At 31.5% G+C, this 18483-nt stretch carries 13 protein-coding genes; 5 read left to right on the top strand and 8 right to left on the bottom strand.

All coding sequences use genetic code 11. From position 1 onward, the window contains the following. Positions 1-106: 106 nt before the first annotated feature. Together truA and EJ01_RS12820 are read right to left on the bottom strand one after the other, a co-directional pair. On the bottom strand, positions 107-913 hold the full coding sequence (gene truA / locus EJ01_RS12825; protein WP_048080781.1) for a tRNA pseudouridine(38-40) synthase TruA: 807 nt from the start codon (positions 911-913) through the stop codon (positions 107-109). A 401-nt stretch (positions 914-1314) separates the two neighbouring features. Continuing rightward, positions 1315-1734 (bottom strand): hypothetical protein, encoded by a 420-nt coding sequence (locus EJ01_RS12820; protein WP_048080782.1) that lies wholly within the window; start codon positions 1732-1734, stop codon positions 1315-1317. Between the two features lie 500 nt (positions 1735-2234). Here EJ01_RS12820 and EJ01_RS12815 point away from each other — a divergent pair, with 500 nt between their 5' ends. After that, the gene (locus tag EJ01_RS12815) at positions 2235-2465 is read left to right on the top strand and encodes a hypothetical protein (protein ID WP_157203593.1); all 231 of its coding nucleotides are present in this window, start codon (positions 2235-2237) and stop codon (positions 2463-2465) included. Positions 2466-2688: 223 nt separating this feature from the next. After that, positions 2689-3408, top strand: coding sequence for a 1-(5-phosphoribosyl)-5-[(5-phosphoribosylamino)methylideneamino]imidazole-4-carboxamide isomerase (gene hisA, locus EJ01_RS12810; RefSeq protein WP_048080784.1), 720 nt, complete (start codon positions 2689-2691; stop codon positions 3406-3408). 357 nt (positions 3409-3765) lie between these two features. Here the strand turns inward: hisA and EJ01_RS12805 are convergent, their stop codons facing one another. Further along, a complete protein-coding gene (locus EJ01_RS12805; RefSeq protein WP_048080785.1) occupies positions 3766-5004 on the bottom strand; it encodes a putative PEP-binding protein in 1239 nt (412 codons plus the stop codon). A 610-nt stretch (positions 5005-5614) separates the two neighbouring features. Between EJ01_RS12805 and EJ01_RS12800 the strand changes: the two genes are divergently transcribed. Further along, on the top strand, positions 5615-6073 hold the full coding sequence (locus EJ01_RS12800; RefSeq protein ID WP_211251411.1) for an adenylyltransferase/cytidyltransferase family protein: 459 nt from the start codon (positions 5615-5617) through the stop codon (positions 6071-6073). Positions 6074-6167: 94 nt separating this feature from the next. Here EJ01_RS12800 and EJ01_RS16710 read toward each other — a convergent pair whose 3' ends face one another. From EJ01_RS16710 to EJ01_RS12780, 4 genes are all read right to left on the bottom strand, one after another. Next, on the bottom strand, positions 6168-8792 hold the full coding sequence (locus tag EJ01_RS16710) for a pseudomurein-binding repeat-containing protein (RefSeq protein ID WP_157197549.1): 2625 nt from the start codon (positions 8790-8792) through the stop codon (positions 6168-6170). Positions 8793-9705: 913 nt separating this feature from the next. Beyond that, the gene (locus EJ01_RS16705; RefSeq protein ID WP_245611210.1) at positions 9706-10632 is read right to left on the bottom strand and encodes a transglutaminase-like domain-containing protein; all 927 of its coding nucleotides are present in this window, start codon (positions 10630-10632) and stop codon (positions 9706-9708) included. A 778-nt stretch (positions 10633-11410) separates the two neighbouring features. Then, complete coding sequence (locus EJ01_RS16700; protein ID WP_052376163.1) at positions 11411-13630, bottom strand: transglutaminase domain-containing protein; 2220 nt, start codon at positions 13628-13630, stop codon at positions 11411-11413. A 417-nt stretch (positions 13631-14047) separates the two neighbouring features. Beyond that, positions 14048-15226: a glycoside hydrolase family 10 protein gene (locus EJ01_RS12780; RefSeq protein WP_048080786.1), complete on the bottom strand. Its 1179-nt coding sequence runs from the start codon at positions 15224-15226 to the stop codon at positions 14048-14050. Between the two features lie 400 nt (positions 15227-15626). Here EJ01_RS12780 and EJ01_RS12775 point away from each other — a divergent pair, with 400 nt between their 5' ends. Next, positions 15627-16667, top strand: a complete 1041-nt coding sequence (locus EJ01_RS12775; RefSeq protein WP_048080787.1) for a thiamine-phosphate synthase family protein — start codon at positions 15627-15629, stop codon at positions 16665-16667. 236 nt (positions 16668-16903) lie between these two features. Further along, positions 16904-17923: an SIS domain-containing protein gene (locus EJ01_RS12770; protein WP_048080788.1), complete on the top strand. Its 1020-nt coding sequence runs from the start codon at positions 16904-16906 to the stop codon at positions 17921-17923. Positions 17924-18029: 106 nt separating this feature from the next. Here the strand turns inward: EJ01_RS12770 and EJ01_RS12765 are convergent, their stop codons facing one another. Then, positions 18030-18464 carry an Hsp20/alpha crystallin family protein gene (locus EJ01_RS12765; protein WP_048080789.1) on the bottom strand — a complete coding sequence of 145 codons (435 nt, stop codon included), beginning with the start codon at positions 18462-18464 and terminating at the stop codon, positions 18030-18032. Between the last annotated feature and the right edge of the window lie 19 nt (positions 18465-18483).

Here is an 18483-nt window from a genome sequence, read left to right as displayed (position 1 = left end):
TTTAAGATTAAAATAAGCATAATATTAAAATTAAAATGATTTATAACAGTTTTTAATAAGCAATAATTTCCGGATAAATTATAATTAAGAGTAATAACTTAACTGATTAATGGCCAATTAATTCATCCATCATGATCTTTTCTGCAGCAGCAATAGTCTGATTATATGTATATTCATCCATAAGTGCAGATAAGAACTTGCTTTTTGCATATTCATCATATTTGAAGGTCACTCCTTCATAAATTGTATCCATAAGAATAAGCCCTTCTGGAGGCATGGGTGTAATAGCAGCAGTAGTTGATGGATCAAAAAATGTTTGAAGTTTTTTTATACTCAATTCGCCATTTCCAACCAAAAAAAGGGCAGTTGCTATTTTTCGAACCATATTCCATAGGAAACTTTCTCCAATTACATCAATTATCAAAAGGTTATCATTTACATTTATTTCTACATTATCTACTTTCCTTACAGGATTTCTTTCACTTCTTTTTGAGAAATTAGAAAAATCATGGTTGCCTTGAAAAATTTGAGATGCCTCTTTAATTTTATCTAAGTTAAGATCATCATTATTTACAATGGTATACCTGTAATGCCGGTATTTTGCAAACCTTGGCTTAAATCCAAAACGTACCCCTGCTTTGGCTAAAATTCGTATGCTTTTAGGTAAAAAATCATTGATCTGGTTTATTATGACATCTTCTGGTGTTCTAAACGAAACTACGTTACCAAGCGCATGAACTCCCCTGTCAGTTCTGCCTGCTATTGCATATCCTGAATCCTTTAGATTATCTATTAAATTAGCATTCTTTAAAGCATCTATAAGTTCGCCTTCTACTGTTTTAAAATCAGGCTGTCTTTGAAATCCATGAAAGTCTGTTCCTATATAAGCTACTTTTAAAGCTACTTTTCTCATTGTTTCACCTAGATAACGTTCTATTTATAATGAATGACCAAATATTTTTGACGCTTATTTAATAATATAATTTCTTTATGTGTTTTAATTTAAAGATGTAAATTTAATTAATTACCTAATTTATAAGTTTAAAAAATTACTTCATTCACCATAATTCAAGTATAGAAATACAACAAAAAATTATTCTCAGTTATATCATATCCAAAATTGATCTTGTAATCAGACAGGATTTTGAAAAGAATAGATCATGATTTTGTCTTTATTTAAAAATTGTATTTAATTATAATTAATACAAACCTTATCCTATATACATATCCTATAAAATAGAAAATTACTTAATTTAAAAAGCAATTTAAGAACATTTGACATTTCATGCCCTTAAAATAAGTAAAGAAAATTAATTAAGGGTATTTACGAATTCCAACACGTGGTGGGAATGAAAAACAGATATTTGGATATTTTCTTTTTTCTTCTTGCCCTATTTTTTCGATTATTTCATCTTCAAGGTCTTTAGTCTTGGTTGTATCTACAGAAAACACATTATCTTTAAATGATGCTTTAATATCTTCTTCACCAAGCTTAATATCAAATTTAACTTCTTTTTTATCATCTATATTTTCTAAAATATCATTTAAAATATCCTCAGATAATTTAAGAAATTTACCCTCATCAGGAGTATATGTATTATTTTCCGTTTCGATCTTTTCAATTAAAAATGGAGCACAGCCTTCACTTCTTACACCTTTACGGTTAGTCCAGAACAAGCCCATTAATAATTTTCTTTTAGAATCCATATTTCCAGTTATTTCCACAGATTTCATATTAATCCCCCTTTAAGTTAATTTCATACTCCACATAATCCATCAATTATTAAAATATAATATCTCTGCTTATTATTTGTGATAATAAATTTATAAAATTTACTACAAATTTATAGTGAATAACTTAACTTTCTAAACTTATAGATTTTGGATATTCGAAAATCCACGATTTTCGATACGTCAAAACTGAAAGTTTTGACAGTAGTTAATTAAGTTTACATTGATAAATTAAGGAAAATTCAAAGGATTTTATGAACATTCGAGAGTTTAAAGCACATAAACAAATTTCTTATAGTTAGTCAAAAATATTTGGTCATTCACTATAAACGATATAAATCTGCATAATAAAAAAAATTAAATTAAATAACTAATATTACTTTAATGTCAATACTTACATGGATAAATACTAATTTATTTTTACCATTACATCTTATGTCCCCGTACAAAAAAATCTAAATACTTAATGAAACAAACAGAGTCATTGTAAAAAATATAGAGGTATGAACGAAATGGGACTATTTAAAAACCAAAGTACTCATAAAAATAAAAAAGATGAAAATAGATATAAAGACATCATAGAAGAAGTTAATCATTGCAAAGGTGATGATTTAGAGTCTCTACTTCAAAAAATAGAGTCTGAAATTGAAAAAAGCGATAAAAAAGATAAAAAGCTTTTATCTGCAAAAACTATGGTAACAAGTAGAATTGCAGTCAGAAATAGTTCAAAATAAATTGTAATTTTTGTAAACAAGGGTAAAATTAACTCCCTTGGCCTCTTAAGAGGCAAATTTTCAATAATAACTTCAATCATAATTTATATCCTGCTTATTTAGATATTAAGGCTATTTTAAAAATATATGTTAGATCATTATTATTATCTTCTAAAAACTTCAAAAAAATATTATAAACATAATTAAATTATATTTTATATTCAAACATTTAAAGAGGAGTAATATGTTAATAATTCCTGCCGTGGATATTAAAGATGGAAAATGTGTTCAATTAGTTCAAGGGAAGCCTGGAACTGAACAGGTAGTCATTGAAAACCCTGCCGAAGTTGCAAAGGAATGGGAAAAAAAAGGCGCCAGTATTTTACACATTATTAATTTAGATGGTGCCTTCGGAGATAAAGAAAAGAATATCGATGTAATAAAAGAGATTATAAATACAGTCTCAATTCCAGTTCAGCTTGGCGGCGGTATAAGAACAAAAGAAGATGCAGCAGAATTACTTAAAATGGGTGTGGATAAGGTCATTTTAGGTACTATGGCCATAGAAAATCCTGAAAACGTTGCAGAACTTTCTGGTGAATTTGGTAGTGAGAGAATAATAATTGCACTAGACAGTAAAGATTCCAAAGTTGTGGTAAAAGGCTGGACAGAAAAAACCGAAAAAAGTGCACCTGAATTTGCAAAAATATTTGAAAAACAGGGAGCTGGAGGTATTCTATTCACTAATGTGGACTATGAAGGCCTTCTTAATGGATTTGACACTGTACCATTAATCGAATTATTAGATGCTGTAAATATACCTATTATTTACTCAGGAGGAGTTACTTCAATAGAAGATATCAAAAAATTGAGCCTTACAGATGCATATGGTGTAGTAATAGGTTCTGCATTGTATAAAGGCAAAATTGACTTTGAAGAAGCTCTACTGGCATCAAAATCATGAAGTTGAAGGGCCATTGATATTTTATTTTTCATAGAAGATCGTGTTATTGAAAATTTTTCAACAGCCTCAAAAATTCCATGAAATGGAATTTTTGGGCATCAAAATTATAAATTTCAACAGCTCTCAAATGCACAGCATGCGAAAATCTTTGAATTACCAAAATAATTAACCATTTTTTTATTTGAATATATAGCGTAAAATATGCACAGATAATAACACAGACCATATCATGTATCAAATTAAAATATTGATCAATCTAAGCATGATATGTTCAAAAATTATCAATTAAATTAATAGTACTTTTATGTAAATGGATGCAATATATCATTAACCAAATAATGAATTTAAATAGTATTTCTATGAAGTAAATCCGCGCTTTATAATCTCATTTTCAACATTATAGACTGTTTTTCGTATTTTAAGCACCTGATCTGGATTTGTAGAAATACTGCTTATTCCAAACTTAATGAGTTTTTCAACAATTTCAGGGTCTCCCCCAGCATGTCCAGACACACTGCTTTCTATACCATACCCATTACATTTTGCAATTACCATTTCTACCATTTTCAAAACAGCAGGATGCATGATATTAAAAAGTTTAGCAACTCTAACGCTTCTCCTATCAACAGCCAGTGAGCACATAGCCAGATCACTCATACCTAAAGACATAAAATCAATTCCTTCCTTTAAAAACTCATCAAATGTAAAAACCACAGATGGCGTTTCAACAGAGACTCCCACATCAATATCTTTATGCGGCCTTAATTCAGCGTCTTTTAAAATTTTCTTTGACAAAATATACTCACCAATATCTCTCACAAATGGAATTTTAAGCCCTATATTATCATAACCATCATCTAAAAGATATTTAATTGCCTGAAATTCAGCCATTAACACATCAATCCTATTTAAATCTTTTTGTATGCCCCTAAGTCCTAAAAGAGGGTTTGTTTCATAAGGCTCTACATCTCCCCCTCTTAAACGTTTCAATTCATCAGTTGGTATGTCAAATGTTCTAAACCATACTGGTTTTGGATAGAATGCATCTGCAATTTTTCTCACTCCACTGACAATAACATTTACTAATTCCCCATCCTCCAAAAGTTTATAAGGGTGTTTTAGTGTCCGCACCATCATATTCTCAATCCTTATAGAACCGACACCATCTGAATAAAGTGCAGCACTTTCTGCAATCTCAGGGACATTTAAATTAACTTTAATTTTTGTTGCAGGATTGTAAATATCAAAAAGTTCTTCTTCACCTTCAATTTCCATAAAACCCCCATAAACGTTTCCAGTTTTACCATCAACAGTTACTATCATCCCATTTTCAAGAATTTCCGTTGCATTTCCAGTTCCAACTATACATGGAACCCTCATTTCCCTAAGTACAATTGCAACGTGACTGGTAATTCCCCCATAATCTGTTATAACTCCACCAGCCTTTTGGAGATGTTGGAGCATGTCTCTTGAAGCTTTTGAAACCACAACAATTTCACCTTCTTTGATCTGTAAAATATCACGGTCAGTTTCAATTTTTCGTACTTTCCCAACTCCAACATAGGAACTCGTACCTATTCCTTTCAATAGTTTCATATTAAAAGATGTATCTTTATTACACAAATATATTTACATTATATAAAGAATTAGGAACCAATATAGGAATCGTTATTTATTTAATGAGGATTTTGAAAAACCCCAAAAAACAAATTTTTTGGGTTCAGGAAAACAAGTTTTCCTTCAACCTGCAAACACGCTGTGTTCGGGGCATCAAAAGCAAAGCTTTCGAATGTTCCGAAAATTCAGAATGAATTTTTGAGAACCTCAAAAAATTTTGATATCCTCCAAATCTGTCAAAAATCAACGATTTTTTATGTTTGCGGAGCTTTGCTCCGCAACTGCAAAAATAGAAAATTTTTGCATGCCTACAAAAAACCTGTGGTTTTTTGTGGCTGAGGAAATTTCATTTACTCAAGTATAGAAAAATGCACTGCATTTTTCTCTAACTTCGATTTTTGGGAGTTAAAAATAAATAAAATTGAAACATGCTGTATAACTATCACTAAAAAATAGTATATTACATATTTAATTTTAAAGACTAAAATTACATGATGGAAATAAACCCAATTAACAAAAAATAAATAAATCAAAATCCTCTAATGTTGATTCATATCATAATCTATTTAAAGCAAAACAAGGTGAAGAAATGAAAACAGTGATGGCAACAGGAACGTTCGATATAATTCATCCAGGACATGGATATTATCTTGAAGAGGCAAAAAAACTAGGAGGGGATGATGCAAAGCTCGTAGTAGTTATTGCAAGGGATTCTACTGTAAGGGCAAGGAAAAGAGTGCCTGTTGTGGGTGAAAATCAAAGGTTAGAAGTTGTTAAAATGTTAAAACCTGTTGATGAAGCTTATTTAGGGCATACTAGCGATATGTTTAAAATTGTTGAAGAAATAAAGCCAGATATAATTGTTATAGGTCCTGATCAGGATTTTGATCTTCGAAAACTTAAAGAACAGCTCAAAGAAAGGAACATTGATGTAGATGTCGTAAAAGTTACAAGCTATAAAAAATCTCCACTCGACAGTTCATGTAAAATAATTAAAAAGATCAAAGAAATGGAATTTGACGAAAAAATTTTTAAAAACGGACCGTAAATCGATTAATATTAATTAAATAATTATTTTTAAGTTTAAATATGTTAAACAGTCAAATTAAACTTATTTTAAAAAAGTAAAACATATGCTTTGCCTAGAAAGGCAATTCAGCATATGTGCCATAATATGTTGCTGTTGCAGTATTCCAATTATTGATAACACCGAAAGTGTTCTTGGAACTGGTTCCATCTGCATTGTACCATTTACCGTTCACCCATACCTGAGCGATGACGTGTCCGTACCATGTACCACTTGTAAATTGAGCCTTAACATGCTCATATCGTGCAGGAATTCCTGCAGCCCTTTCAAGAGCTATTAACAAGTGTGCGGTATCCACACAATTTCCGGTTTTGGCATTCAATGTACCTACCGCCCCATATTTGGTGTTATAATAGAAGGAATAACCTATATTGTCCCTTACCCAGTTGAAAATTGCTACTGCCTTATCGTAGGTAGAAGATTTACCGCTTGTTATTGATTTTGCCAGTGCTTGAATCTGTGAATTAGTCACCTGACAATTCTTGGTTTCCTTGAGATACTGCTGTAACTCAGATGGTATTGGCACTGTTGAAACAATACTCCACGGACTTACCGAAACATAATTTGGTAAAGCCTTGTTTGTACTGTCATATGCAAGTATCTTTGAATACATGTAAATCAAGGAGGAATATCCAATTTCACCAAGAGTAGTTGATGCATGGTTTGGTAAAGCTCCATTTGCATCTATGAATGCTTTGACCCTATTTGCAAGATCCATATAATTGGCTTTAGTTATGTTTCCACTTTTAATGCTTTCACTTGGTGTTGCTGCTGCGCTTACTGTTTTAAGTGATATCTGTGCATTTGATCCATCATTTACCTCAATTGTACCTATAAGTAACAAACGTAAGAAATCTGTCATTTTAACCTGTACTGAACCAATTGTTACATAATTTGGCAGATCATGATTAGATTCTATATAAGATTTGACGCTTGTTGCCGCACTTTTGATCTGGTCTAATGTAAATACCTGTGTGGTTTGGATATCACTACCCGACGATGGTGAAACTTTAACACCAGGATCCATTGAAACATAGCTTGGTAAAGCCTTATTTGTGTTGTAGTAGTTCAATATTTTAGAGAACATGTACACTAGCTGTTCATACTGAACTTTTCCGAGGCCAGTTGTTGCATAGTTTGGTGCAAGACCGTTTGAATCTATGAAAGAATTGATTCTCTGTGCAATATCCATGTAACTTGTTTTGTTTATATTTCCTTTAGTAAAAGACCCTGTGGAATTTTGAGGGTTATTTACTGTTTTAAGTATTATTGGTGTTGTTATTTTACTGTTTATCTGTATTAACCCTTTAACCATTAGTTTCAAAAATGCAGGCATTGTAACCTGGGTGGTACCAATTGTTACATAATTCGGCAGTTTGTGATTAGTTTCAATATATGCTTTTACTTTCGCTGCAGCACTTTGAATATCACTTGTATTAAAGCTCGGAGGAGCTATGAAATCTTTACTGATTAATCCATATCTGTAAAGTGCATATCCAGATGCCCCATTACTTAATGCTGATTTAATGTCTGCATTCAATTCACCAGCACTTAAGGGTGTTGTATCATAGTCTGAAATATAAGACTGAAGTCCCACAATCACTGGCTTTCCACCTGCATTATTAACTATGTATTTTGTTGTCGTTCCAATCCAGGTAGTGTTTTGACCGTAATTTCCTTTATAGATCATTGGAACAAGGAAGTCAAGATATTTAGAAAGCTGTGTATAGTTCTGTCCATAAGTGTTTGCATTTGTTGCTCCTTCAGGCATTACTGTTGCTGAAACAGCTGCTTTAGGTTTTATCGATTTAACGGCGTTATAGACTTTTTGAACGAATGATGTTATTGTTTTGGTTCCACTTGTACCTGCGGTATTGCTTCCTACTCCAGAATACCTTACGTAATCCAGAAAGATACCATCTACGCTGTAATTGGTTACGATCTTTTTAATTGCATTCAACAAGGTTGTTTGCTGAGTAGTATTTGCTGGATTAATCCATTTGCCATTTGCATCCTGGAAACAGGTGATCCATGCATGAACTCTTATTCCAGAATTCTTGAATTTTGTTATAATACTCGATAACACGCTGGAATAAGTTGGTGCTGAGATTAAATTTGCTTTTACGAATATATCTGTAATATTTGCTTTTTTTAGTTCACTTACAGTAATGTTTCCTGCATCTTCGGCTCTAAGCCAGATGCCATGAACATTGGTGTAAGTGGTTCCTGCTGCAGCTAGTTGTGGAATAGTCGTATTGTTTGCTGAATTTGTTAGAGATGTATTTGCTGAATTTTGATTGTTAGTCTCTGCAGTTTGTACTGCGTTTTGTGTATTTGTTAATGCATTTATTGAATTTTGGCTGTTTGAACTTATATTCGATGTAGAATTTGTAGTATTTTGAGCCTGTAGAGTTTTTGTTGTACTGTTTCCTGTAGTTCCTGTTGATGAATTATTTTGAACCCTATTTTGGATCCCTGTTTGGTTATTTTTAACAGTTTCAACTGGGTTTTGATTAACTGTTGTGTTATTATTTAGAGCGGAATCTGCATTAGTTTCCGCTGATTGCTGATTATCTACTGTGGCATATGAACTACCAATGGTAGAGATAGCCATGATGCAGATAATTAACATTACAAGCAACGAGTGTCGCTTGATAATACCGCCTCCTATTGTTTCCAAATTGTAAATAAACCATTGAGGTTATTCATTTACAAAGGGAGATAGGGAAATATAATATTTAAAGCTTTGGATTTTAAATTGAAAAAAAGGCATTCAAAACACTCTTTTTAGAGTTTAAAACGTTTTAAGAGCTTATTTAAAATGAAGATCAGAAGAAATCATGATAGGTTTATACTTTTATAAATTAAAAGTTCATTAGTGTATATTTAAAGTTAAAAATAATTTTAAACAAATTCGTAAAATTCTATTACCATTTTTAAGGGATTATTAAGCTTTTTAATTACGCATATATAACTAAATTATGTAAACCGGCATTTTGAGCATGCAATGTTTTTTAAAAACAAATTTAATTAATCAGCACATTATGTGTATATCTAATTTACTATTACCAGAAATCATGTGTCTTAAACCATTATTACACAGGAAAAGGAATATTAATTTAATTAATACATAATTTTAGTGATAATACTAACCAAACAATGATATTACAATCCTATTAAAAGCAAAATTTACATTAATTGCCATATTTAGATATAATAATAAAATAAAAGTTTTTATTTACTTCATATTAACTTTAGCATAATTTTTACCAATTTTATATGAATATAATGACAATAAAACTAGTAAACATATTATAATATATTAAAAATCTGTTAATTAATTTACGCTCATGTTCAGGATCTGGCATGAGTTACTTATGTTAAATTGTAATTTTAATTGATTACAGGGGATTCATCTTAAAAAAATGCAATTTACTTAATCAGCAATCACATGAAAATGAAACGATATTATTTGCACAACATTCTGGCATGAGCGTTAATAAAAATAAGGTAACTAAATAAAAATAAAAAAAGCTCAAACACAAATGTTTGAGTTTTAATGTATTTAAGGTGGTTTTCAAATAGCCATGTACTTAAAATGATAGACTATTGTGATAACCTTGGAATCTTACTACTTTTCCTCTCATTCCACCGAAAGAGTTTCTGTTGCTTGATGCATCTGCAGTGTACCATCTACCATTGGCTTTTATTATAGCCCATACATGCCCATAGATCCTACCACTTGAGAATCTGACTTTCCCGTGACCATATTTTGCCTGTAAACCTGCAGATCTTGCTAAAGCGACCACGAGGTGTGATGTATCAGCACAGTTTCCTTTTCTGTATTTTAATGCACCAGCTGCACCAAGTTTAGTATTATAATAAAAGGAATATCTCAAGTTATTCCGTACCCAATTAAATATTCTAGCTCCTTTCTGGTACTGTGAACTGGTACCTCTTGTAAGTGAATAAGCTAGTGCTTTTATACTTGAGCTGTTTGCACTTGATCTATGATATCTGTGAGCTCTATGAGTTTTTTTGTATTTGTGAACTTTACCGTGGTATCTGTACCATTTACCATGGTATCTGTACCATTTGTGGGCATATCTTACCTTCTTTTTATGTCCATATGCGTACTTAGGTTTCTCCCCATATGCATACTTAGGAACTGATTTTGTTACTGTATTATTTTTTGCCTTCACTGAATTTTTACTGGATGAAGCCACTGTTTTATTTTTATTCACAAATTGTGTAATATTGTTTGTAGTGTTAACAGTCTTTTTAACCGTTTTATACTTTTTAACGACCTTTTTTTGTGTTTTGATCGGTTTTTTTAGAGTATTTATATATTTATCATGTAAATTTATATCTTTTTGCACAGTATGGTGATTACCAGTCTGTGTTGTAGCAGTCCCAATGTTTGCTGCACTTACGCCAGCAATACCAATCAGCGACATACTTGCCACTAATAAGACTGCAAATAACAGTTTCCTCGTAATTATACCGCCTCCAATTGCCAATCATCAAAAAAATCCATTTGACTTTTTCTCGAGGTTGCCACTAGTTTGACTTCATACCTTATAAACGTTTTGGTAAAAAAGTTTAAACAAAGCATTCTTAAAAGCCCAATTTTAATTTAAACCATTCTAAATGGTTTTCATAAAATCAATGAAAGATCATGCATTGAAGTTCAAGCTTGATCACATTCAAAATACACCCTAAGTGAAATTAGAAAGAAAATTAAACTAATGAAATATTAATGTCATGTAAATGGTAGATATGTACCAAATAGAATAAATTAATTATATTATTTAGAACACACCATTATGACCATTATCTTAAGCAATTAAATCATTATAAGACGAGAACATATTCATCAAATTGCCATTTAATTGCCACAATTTATTATCAGAATATTTTAGATTTTTTATATGTAATAACTAATTATATTAAAAACTTAATTATTTGCATAGATATTAAAATCAAAGTTTATAGAAATTTAACACTTTACTCAAATACAATTGGAAATATGACATAATTTAAGAAAAATTAATAAGATATGCCCAATACGGTTTTAAACCATTAATATAACATATTAATAATAAAAAAAGTATTATTTAGTATTAATATTTAGCAAATTTTAACCCATGTTAATTTTGTATTTAAAGATTTAGAGCATTAAAAATTTTTTTTATGTTCAAAAATACAACGTATTTTTTCAACATTTAAAAAAAACTTATCTAAAACAAAAAAGCCCAAAAACTTTCAAATCTATAATCTGAAAGTTTTTGAGTTGACTTAGAAAGGCAGCTCTGCATAGGTGCCCTCTATTGTCGATTTATTTTTGTCCCAGTTATTTATTTCACCAAGTGAATTTCTGATGCTTATCCCATCTGCATCATACCATTTACCATTTATATATAACTGTGCCCAAACGTGCCCATATATAGTACCACTTGAAAACTTACAATAACCGTGTACGTATCTTGCTGGAATTCCCGCTGATCTTGCCAGTGCTATCATAAGATGCGAAGTGTCGACACAATTTCCTGTTTTTGCATTTAATGTGCCCACTGCCCCGTATCTGGTATTGTAGTAAAAGGAATAGCCCAAGTTATCCCTTACCCAGTTAAAGATCTTTTCGCCCCTATCATGGGTTGAAGTTATACCTTTTGTAAGTAATGATGCAAGTGATTTAATTTTAGGGTCGTTTGATTGACAATTATTGGTTGGTTGCAGGTATTTCTGCATTTCGGATGGTAAATCGTTCCATATCCCTGGAGTCATTGTTACATATACAGGTAAATATTTTTTTGTCTTGTAAAAGTTCAATATCTTTGAATACATGTAAATGGCAGATTCATACTGTATCTTTCCCAAAGAACTTGTTGCATAATTTGGTGCAATACCATTTTTTTCAATAAAGGACTTAATATTCTGTGCAATCTTTAGATATCCTGCTTTATTTATTATCCCATCTATTGTATCTCCAGCAGGCTTTACTGGTGAACTAGTACTTTTCAGTGCTATAGGTGTCTTTGTTCCGCTTTTTAACTGTAAGAGACTTGCAGTCATTAATCTTAACATATCAGGCATTTTAACCTGAGTTGTACCAATTGTCACATAATTTGGAAGTACATGATTGGTTTCAACATATGCTTTGACCCTAGCTGCGGCATCTTGGATTTGGTCCATTGTGAACTTAATCTGAGTGCCGGTACTGTTTTGACTGGTATATAATTTACTATCTATTAGTCCATATCTAAACAATGCGTATCCAGATGCTCCATTATTTCCAGCTGATTTAATGTCGCTCTTTAATTCGCCTGCGGGTATTACTTTTACATTTTTATCTGAACGGTACGTCTGAAGACCTGCTATAACAGGTGTTCCGTTAGCCTGGCTAACTATATATTTCACAGTTGAGCCTATCCAGTCTGTACCGCTTTTTCCATTACTGTTAGTACCTGTTGAACTGTTGTATCCGTAGTTGCCTTTATAAAGCATTGGAACCATGAAATCAAGGTATTTTGCAAGTTGAGTATAGTTCTGCCCATAATAATATGCGTTCATTTTTCCTTCAGGCATTAACTCTGCCGAAACTGCTACTTTCGGTTTAATCGATTTTACAGTGTTATACACTTTTTGAACGAAAGATGTTACTGCTGCGGTTGAACCTGAACTTTTATAGGCATTACCTGGATATCTGATATAGTCAAGATTGATTCCGTCTATATTATAGTTTTTAACTATCTTTGAAATGGAAGAGATCAATGAATCTATTTTAGATGTATTATATCCATATTTTGTTTGATATTTATAAGTGTATTTGTACTTATAGTAATATTTCCACTTATATTTCCATTTACCATTGTATTTGTACCAAGATTTGTACCAAACCTTGTATTTAATTTTTTTATCAGGAACTTTTACCGTATAACTGTATTTTCCCTGAGGATCGATCCAATTACCATTTACATCCTTAAAGCATGTTATCCATGCATGAACTCGAAAATTTGTGCCTTTAAGCTTGTTTAAGAGAGCCGTTAACACGCTTTTATACGAAGGAGCAGATAATAGGTTTGATTTGATGAATATATCTGTAATTCCTGCTTTTTTAATTTCACTTATGTTTAATTTGTTCACATCTTCGGCTTTTAGCCATATCCCGCGAACATTTTTATATAATTCAGCTCCTGCGGCGTCAGTAGAATTTTGAAGGTGTGTTATATTACTGTTATTTGTTTTCATTCTGCTATCGCTTGAATTCGATGCATTTTTTGGTAAGCTTTGGTTTTGTACTGTTTTGGTAACAGATGCTGTTTTTTTTACAGATTCTGTTGTATTTTGAATAGTCAAATTATTTGAAGTATTATTTGTTATATTTTCTTGAATTAAACTGGTGTTTAGGTAATTATCTGTAATCTGCGAATATTCTGTGGCGGCATATATATTAGTTACATTAAACAGCGCTGCAACAAAAAGGAGCAACACTATAAGCAACAAAAGTCGCTTCATTTTATATTGCCTCCCAGTTTTTTCCAGATGTCAGATCAACACCGATTTGGAGTTATTGACAATTAAAAAGTTGTTGCTTTGAACATATAAAACTTTTGATTTAAAATTTCAAGCGGTATGCTCCTAGTACTTATTTTTAAATTTAAAGCGCTCTAAAAAGGAATCAAAATCATATTTTATATTCATAATAACTTGATTTTACAAGTAACAACTAAAAATTTGTGCAGAATTAAATTAAAAACAATTGAATTATTAAAATATTACTTTGATATGATTAATAATTATTTATTTAAAATAGATACTAAAATAGCAGGTCTAAATAAAAAATGAATACCCTTTAAATCCTAAAAAATGAATTTAAAGAGCTTTTAACTAATTTAGTACATTAACCTTTTTATTTTCTGAATTTCAGTAGTTTCAAGTCCAGGTAGGTACATAAGAGCATCCAAACCCATATCTAAACAGTACAAAACCAGATGCCCCTCCAGCATTTGCAGAATTTACATCCTGTTGTAATGCATTTAGATTCAACGATTTAAGATTAGAATCAGAACAGTATGTTGTCAAACCTGCATATACTGGTTTTCCTTTTGCATTGCTTACGATATATTTTATTTTATCAGTTATCCATGCATTATTTGCATTATAGTTCCCATGATAAGTCATTGGAACTAGAAAATCAACGTAATCTGCAAATCTTCCGTAGTCCTGACCATAATAATATGCATTTTTTGTTCCTTCAGGCATTACTGCTGCTGAAAGCTCTTTAGTTACCACACTTCTGACACTTTTAACGAATGATGTTACTGCATTTACTGCTGCATTTACCCCACCATGCTGTTGATATGCTGCATTACCATATTTGGCAACTCCAGAATACCTCACATAGTCCAGGTGAATTCCAGAAACAGCGTAATTATCATTGATATTTTTAATTGCAGCTATTAATTTCTTATTGTAAGAAGTATCATAGCCTGTTTTTGTCACATATTTGTAAACCGGCTTATATATCCAACCCTTTTTATACTTAGTTACATATTTCCAGGTATATTTCCATTTATAGTGCCATTTACCGCGGTATATATATCTTGATTTGTACCATACCTTCTTTTTAACTTTGTATTTATATTTAATACCCCAGTACTTCTTTGTTTTTACGTAAACCTTCACTTTCTTACTGTAATACCCTGAAGGATTTATAAAATGGCCATTATAATTAAAACAAACTATCCATGCATGGACTTTTATTCCATACCTCTTTAACTGACTTATAGCATTATTTAATTCACTGTAATGATATTTTCCACTAGTGTCCCTTGTACAAACAAATACATCTGTAATCCCCTTTTTTTTAAGAGCGGCTGCCGAATTTGAATTTAACTTTGCAGCTGATGACGAAAACATCCAGTAGCCCTTCATTGAACTTGTTGACTGTTTAGTCACTTTAGATACATTAGATGATGTAGCGTGGATGGAATTATTTAATGTTTTATTCAATGTTGCATTGGACGTGCCGTTCATTGTGGCAGAATCAACAGCACTAACAGCACCTAAACCCATCAATACAATGCCAAATATCAATACTACAAGCAACATGTGTTGCTTAATCTTACCCCCTCCTTATCCAAAGATAATTTAATCTATGGAAATTTTAAGCATGTATAATGTATTTAAATCATAAATATATAAATATTATGTTTTAAATTTATAAAAAAAAGGTTTATAGTGGCAATATAAATATATAAAACTCTATTAGGATTAATTATATAAATTTATAAGGTATAAATTTCAATAATAGCACCATATACATACTTCCAGCCATTTATTTATGCATTAGATCATTTATGTGCTTTAAAACAAAATCAGTCTTTAATCAGGGGCATATAAAAAAAAATATGAAAATCCATTTTTATTGAAGTAGTTTATTAGACTAGATAGTACCCTCCCTTATTTTAATCCTAATCCTTATATCTGATTACAGATATAGTAATTAGTTATGGAAATAGAGAATCTGAAAAAAGCCGTTGAAATTATACAAAACTCTGAAGAATTAGCTGCATTTATTCCAGAGGTACGAAGTAATATTGTAATGGCAAAAGAGAACGCAAAAGATGTAAATGACGTGGCAGGAATTCCCGGAAGAATAACAATAGTACATGGTAAACCTAAAGCTTTCGTGGAACCAGAATTCGGAGTATCTTCACACATGGCTAGATTAGTATTGAGCATGATGAAACATGATTCCTCAAAGAGAAGTGCCATGAATATTAAATATAGCCCCAAAATAATTGAAATAAGTGAAAAATTAGGGCTCAAAGTCTCATTTTATGATAGAAATGATGAACCGGAGGACGTGAGACAAGTAGAAGGTGGTACCATCCCATGGGGTGTTGAGACTGCCGTTAAAAGAATTGGAGATATTCCAGACATTATATATCACAAGGGCGCCTGGGGAAAAGAACCTTCAATTACTTTAATTGGCACCAGTGCAGTAGATGTTGCCAAAATGGCAGTGTGTATCGCGAGAATTTTCAATATTGAAGGAGGTTATAAAGTAATTTTTACTCCCCCTACCGAAAAATCAGATTCAAAAAGTTCAGATACATCATGCATATTCTGTGCAATGGCAAAAGGTGATCCAGAAGTTTCAAAACATGTGCTTTACAATGATGGAGAAGATATAGTAGCTTTAAATATAGCTCCTTATACAACAGGACATCTCCTGGTTATTCCAACAAAGCATTACACCGATTTGGATGAATTAAATCCAGAATCTCTTAAAAATTTATTTAACACTGTAAAAAAAGCAGAAGAACTTATAAAAGAGGTTATACATCCAGATGGAATAAATATAGGGATTAACCTTGGTGAAATAGCAGGACAACGCATACAACATATTCATGTCCACCTTGTACCCCGGTTTAAATTTGAGTCCAGTTTTATAGGGACAACAGCAAATACTAGGATTATTAAAGAAAATCTAGATGAAACTTATACTAGATACATGGAAAAAATTGAGAAATTAACCAATGTTTAAACAATGCAGTTGATGTAAATCTTTAATTGCATATATTCACTGAAATGAGTTTTTGATGAAGCATTTTAGAAAAAAGGTTTATGTGAACAAATAAAGTAAAGTAATTATACTATAAAATTCTGAAAGTATTAAGGTGAATCCCTTAATATTTGAAATCAAAGAATTGATCAACATTACGCTAAATTAAAATCTTAAAAAGGAATTTATGGCATGAAAATTAAGGTTGAGTGAAAATAATGAAGTATAAAATGTATGATGAAATTATAGAACAGCCGAGATCCCTGAAAGATACTTTAAGTGAAGAAAAATCACATATGAAAGAGATTGCAGAAAAGTTTGAAGAATTTGATAAAATATATCTTTTAGGATGCGGTAGTTCACTTTCAACATGCTATTCTGCAAAAAGCGCACTTGATTTCATATCAGATAAAAATATAGAAGTTTACACAGGATATGAATTCTTTTATAATAAGAAAATTGAAAATGAGAATGCTGGAGCTCTTTTAACTTCTCAATCAGGAGAAACTGCAGATACTGTCGCTGCTCTTAGGATGTCACAGCAAAAAGACATTTATACCGTAGCAATAACCAATGAAAGCCAGTGCACAATGATTAAAGAAGCTGATGACACTGTGATTACAAGAGGCGGGCGAGAGAGCGCAATACTTGGAACTAAAACTTACGTAACTCAACTAATGAGCCTGTATGAAATTCTATTCAGCATGAACAATTTCAAAGATGATGCCCAGAAAATAAAAAAAGAAGTTTTAGGAAATATCGAAAAACTTCCATCTGTAACTGAAGACCTGATTAAAAAAACTGAAGGTGAAGGCAAAGAAATCGCCGAAAAATTCAAAGATGACGATATATTCTACTGTATGGGAAGCGGGCCAAACTACGGACTCGCATACAAGCTTGCAATGACCATGTTCATGGAAGGAGCTTTAAAACATGCATGTCCCCTTTATTCTGGAGAATTCAGACATGGGTTAATTGAACGTGCTGAAAAAGATGTTCCAATCGTGTTTTTAAATGCGGATTACCCTGGAGATGACATGACCACGCGTTCCATTGAATTTTGTGAAAAACTGGGAACTAAATCACTCGTTTACAATATGAAAGATTATTCAGATATGAACCCTTTGATGTCGCCTTTTTCCCTTGTAATTCCACTTGAATGGTTTATTTATTATCTTGCAGACTTTAATAATGAAGATCCAGGGGCTACAAGGCACATTGGGAAGGTCAGATATTGACCTTTTTAATTAAAATTAGTTTTTTATATTTTTAAATTTCAGTTAATATTAAAAATAAAGTCATTTATTTATTAAATTCCCAGGCTACATGTTAAAAAGAAAAGAATTAATTAATAGGCACTTCATGCCTTACCTTTTTCTCTGCTTTAGGCATTGTAACTGTTAAAACGCCGTTTTCAAGTTTTGCAGCTGCTTCTTCTACAATAACTTTTTCTGGAAGTCTTACAACTCGTTTTATTTTACCGTGTCTTCTTCCTTTTGATTTTACTTGAGCCCCTTTTTCCAGGGGAGTCTCTTCATAACCTAAAACTTTAATTTTAAGTTTTTCTTCTGTTAAATCTATTTTTATATCTTCCTTCTTAAATCCCGGAAGATTTGTACGGACTATTATGTTATCATGAGTTTCAATTAAATCTGTTTCTGGAGCACTTGTATAACTGCTAATAGATCTTTCAATTTCATCGCTTACATCATTGATATAATCCATAGCATCATCTATTATCTTATCAATCGAAGTTCTCCTTTTAGGCCTTCCATTCATTATATTTCCTCCATTTAAT

This window comes from Methanobacterium veterum, assembly GCF_000745485.1.
GTDB classification, from domain to species: Archaea; Methanobacteriota; Methanobacteria; order Methanobacteriales; family Methanobacteriaceae; genus Methanobacterium_D; species Methanobacterium_D veterum.
This window is presented reverse-complemented; position numbering and strand designations above follow the sequence as displayed.

What these genes read in the sequence shown, in the direction of transcription:
- hisA (WP_048080784.1), top strand. Translation starts at nt 2,689, where the DNA reads ATGTTAATAATTCCTGCCGTGGATATTAAAGATGGAAAATGTGTTCAA.
- EJ01_RS12780 (WP_048080786.1), bottom strand. Translation starts at nt 15,226, where the DNA reads ATGTTGCTTGTAGTATTGATATTTGGCATTGTATTGATGGGTTTAGGT.
- EJ01_RS12765 (WP_048080789.1), bottom strand. Translation starts at nt 18,464, where the DNA reads ATGAATGGAAGGCCTAAAAGGAGAACTTCGATTGATAAGATAATAGAT.
- EJ01_RS12775 (WP_048080787.1), top strand. Translation starts at nt 15,627, where the DNA reads ATGGAAATAGAGAATCTGAAAAAAGCCGTTGAAATTATACAAAACTCT.
- EJ01_RS12805 (WP_048080785.1), bottom strand. Translation starts at nt 5,004, where the DNA reads ATGAAACTATTGAAAGGAATAGGTACGAGTTCCTATGTTGGAGTTGGG.
- truA (WP_048080781.1), bottom strand. Translation starts at nt 913, where the DNA reads ATGAGAAAAGTAGCTTTAAAAGTAGCTTATATAGGAACAGACTTTCAT.
- EJ01_RS12815 (WP_157203593.1), top strand. Translation starts at nt 2,235, where the DNA reads ATGAACGAAATGGGACTATTTAAAAACCAAAGTACTCATAAAAATAAA.
- EJ01_RS12800 (WP_211251411.1), top strand. Translation starts at nt 5,615, where the DNA reads ATGAAAACAGTGATGGCAACAGGAACGTTCGATATAATTCATCCAGGA.
- EJ01_RS12770 (WP_048080788.1), top strand. Translation starts at nt 16,904, where the DNA reads ATGAAGTATAAAATGTATGATGAAATTATAGAACAGCCGAGATCCCTG.
- EJ01_RS16700 (WP_052376163.1), bottom strand. Translation starts at nt 13,630, where the DNA reads ATGAAGCGACTTTTGTTGCTTATAGTGTTGCTCCTTTTTGTTGCAGCG.
- EJ01_RS12820 (WP_048080782.1), bottom strand. Translation starts at nt 1,734, where the DNA reads ATGAAATCTGTGGAAATAACTGGAAATATGGATTCTAAAAGAAAATTA.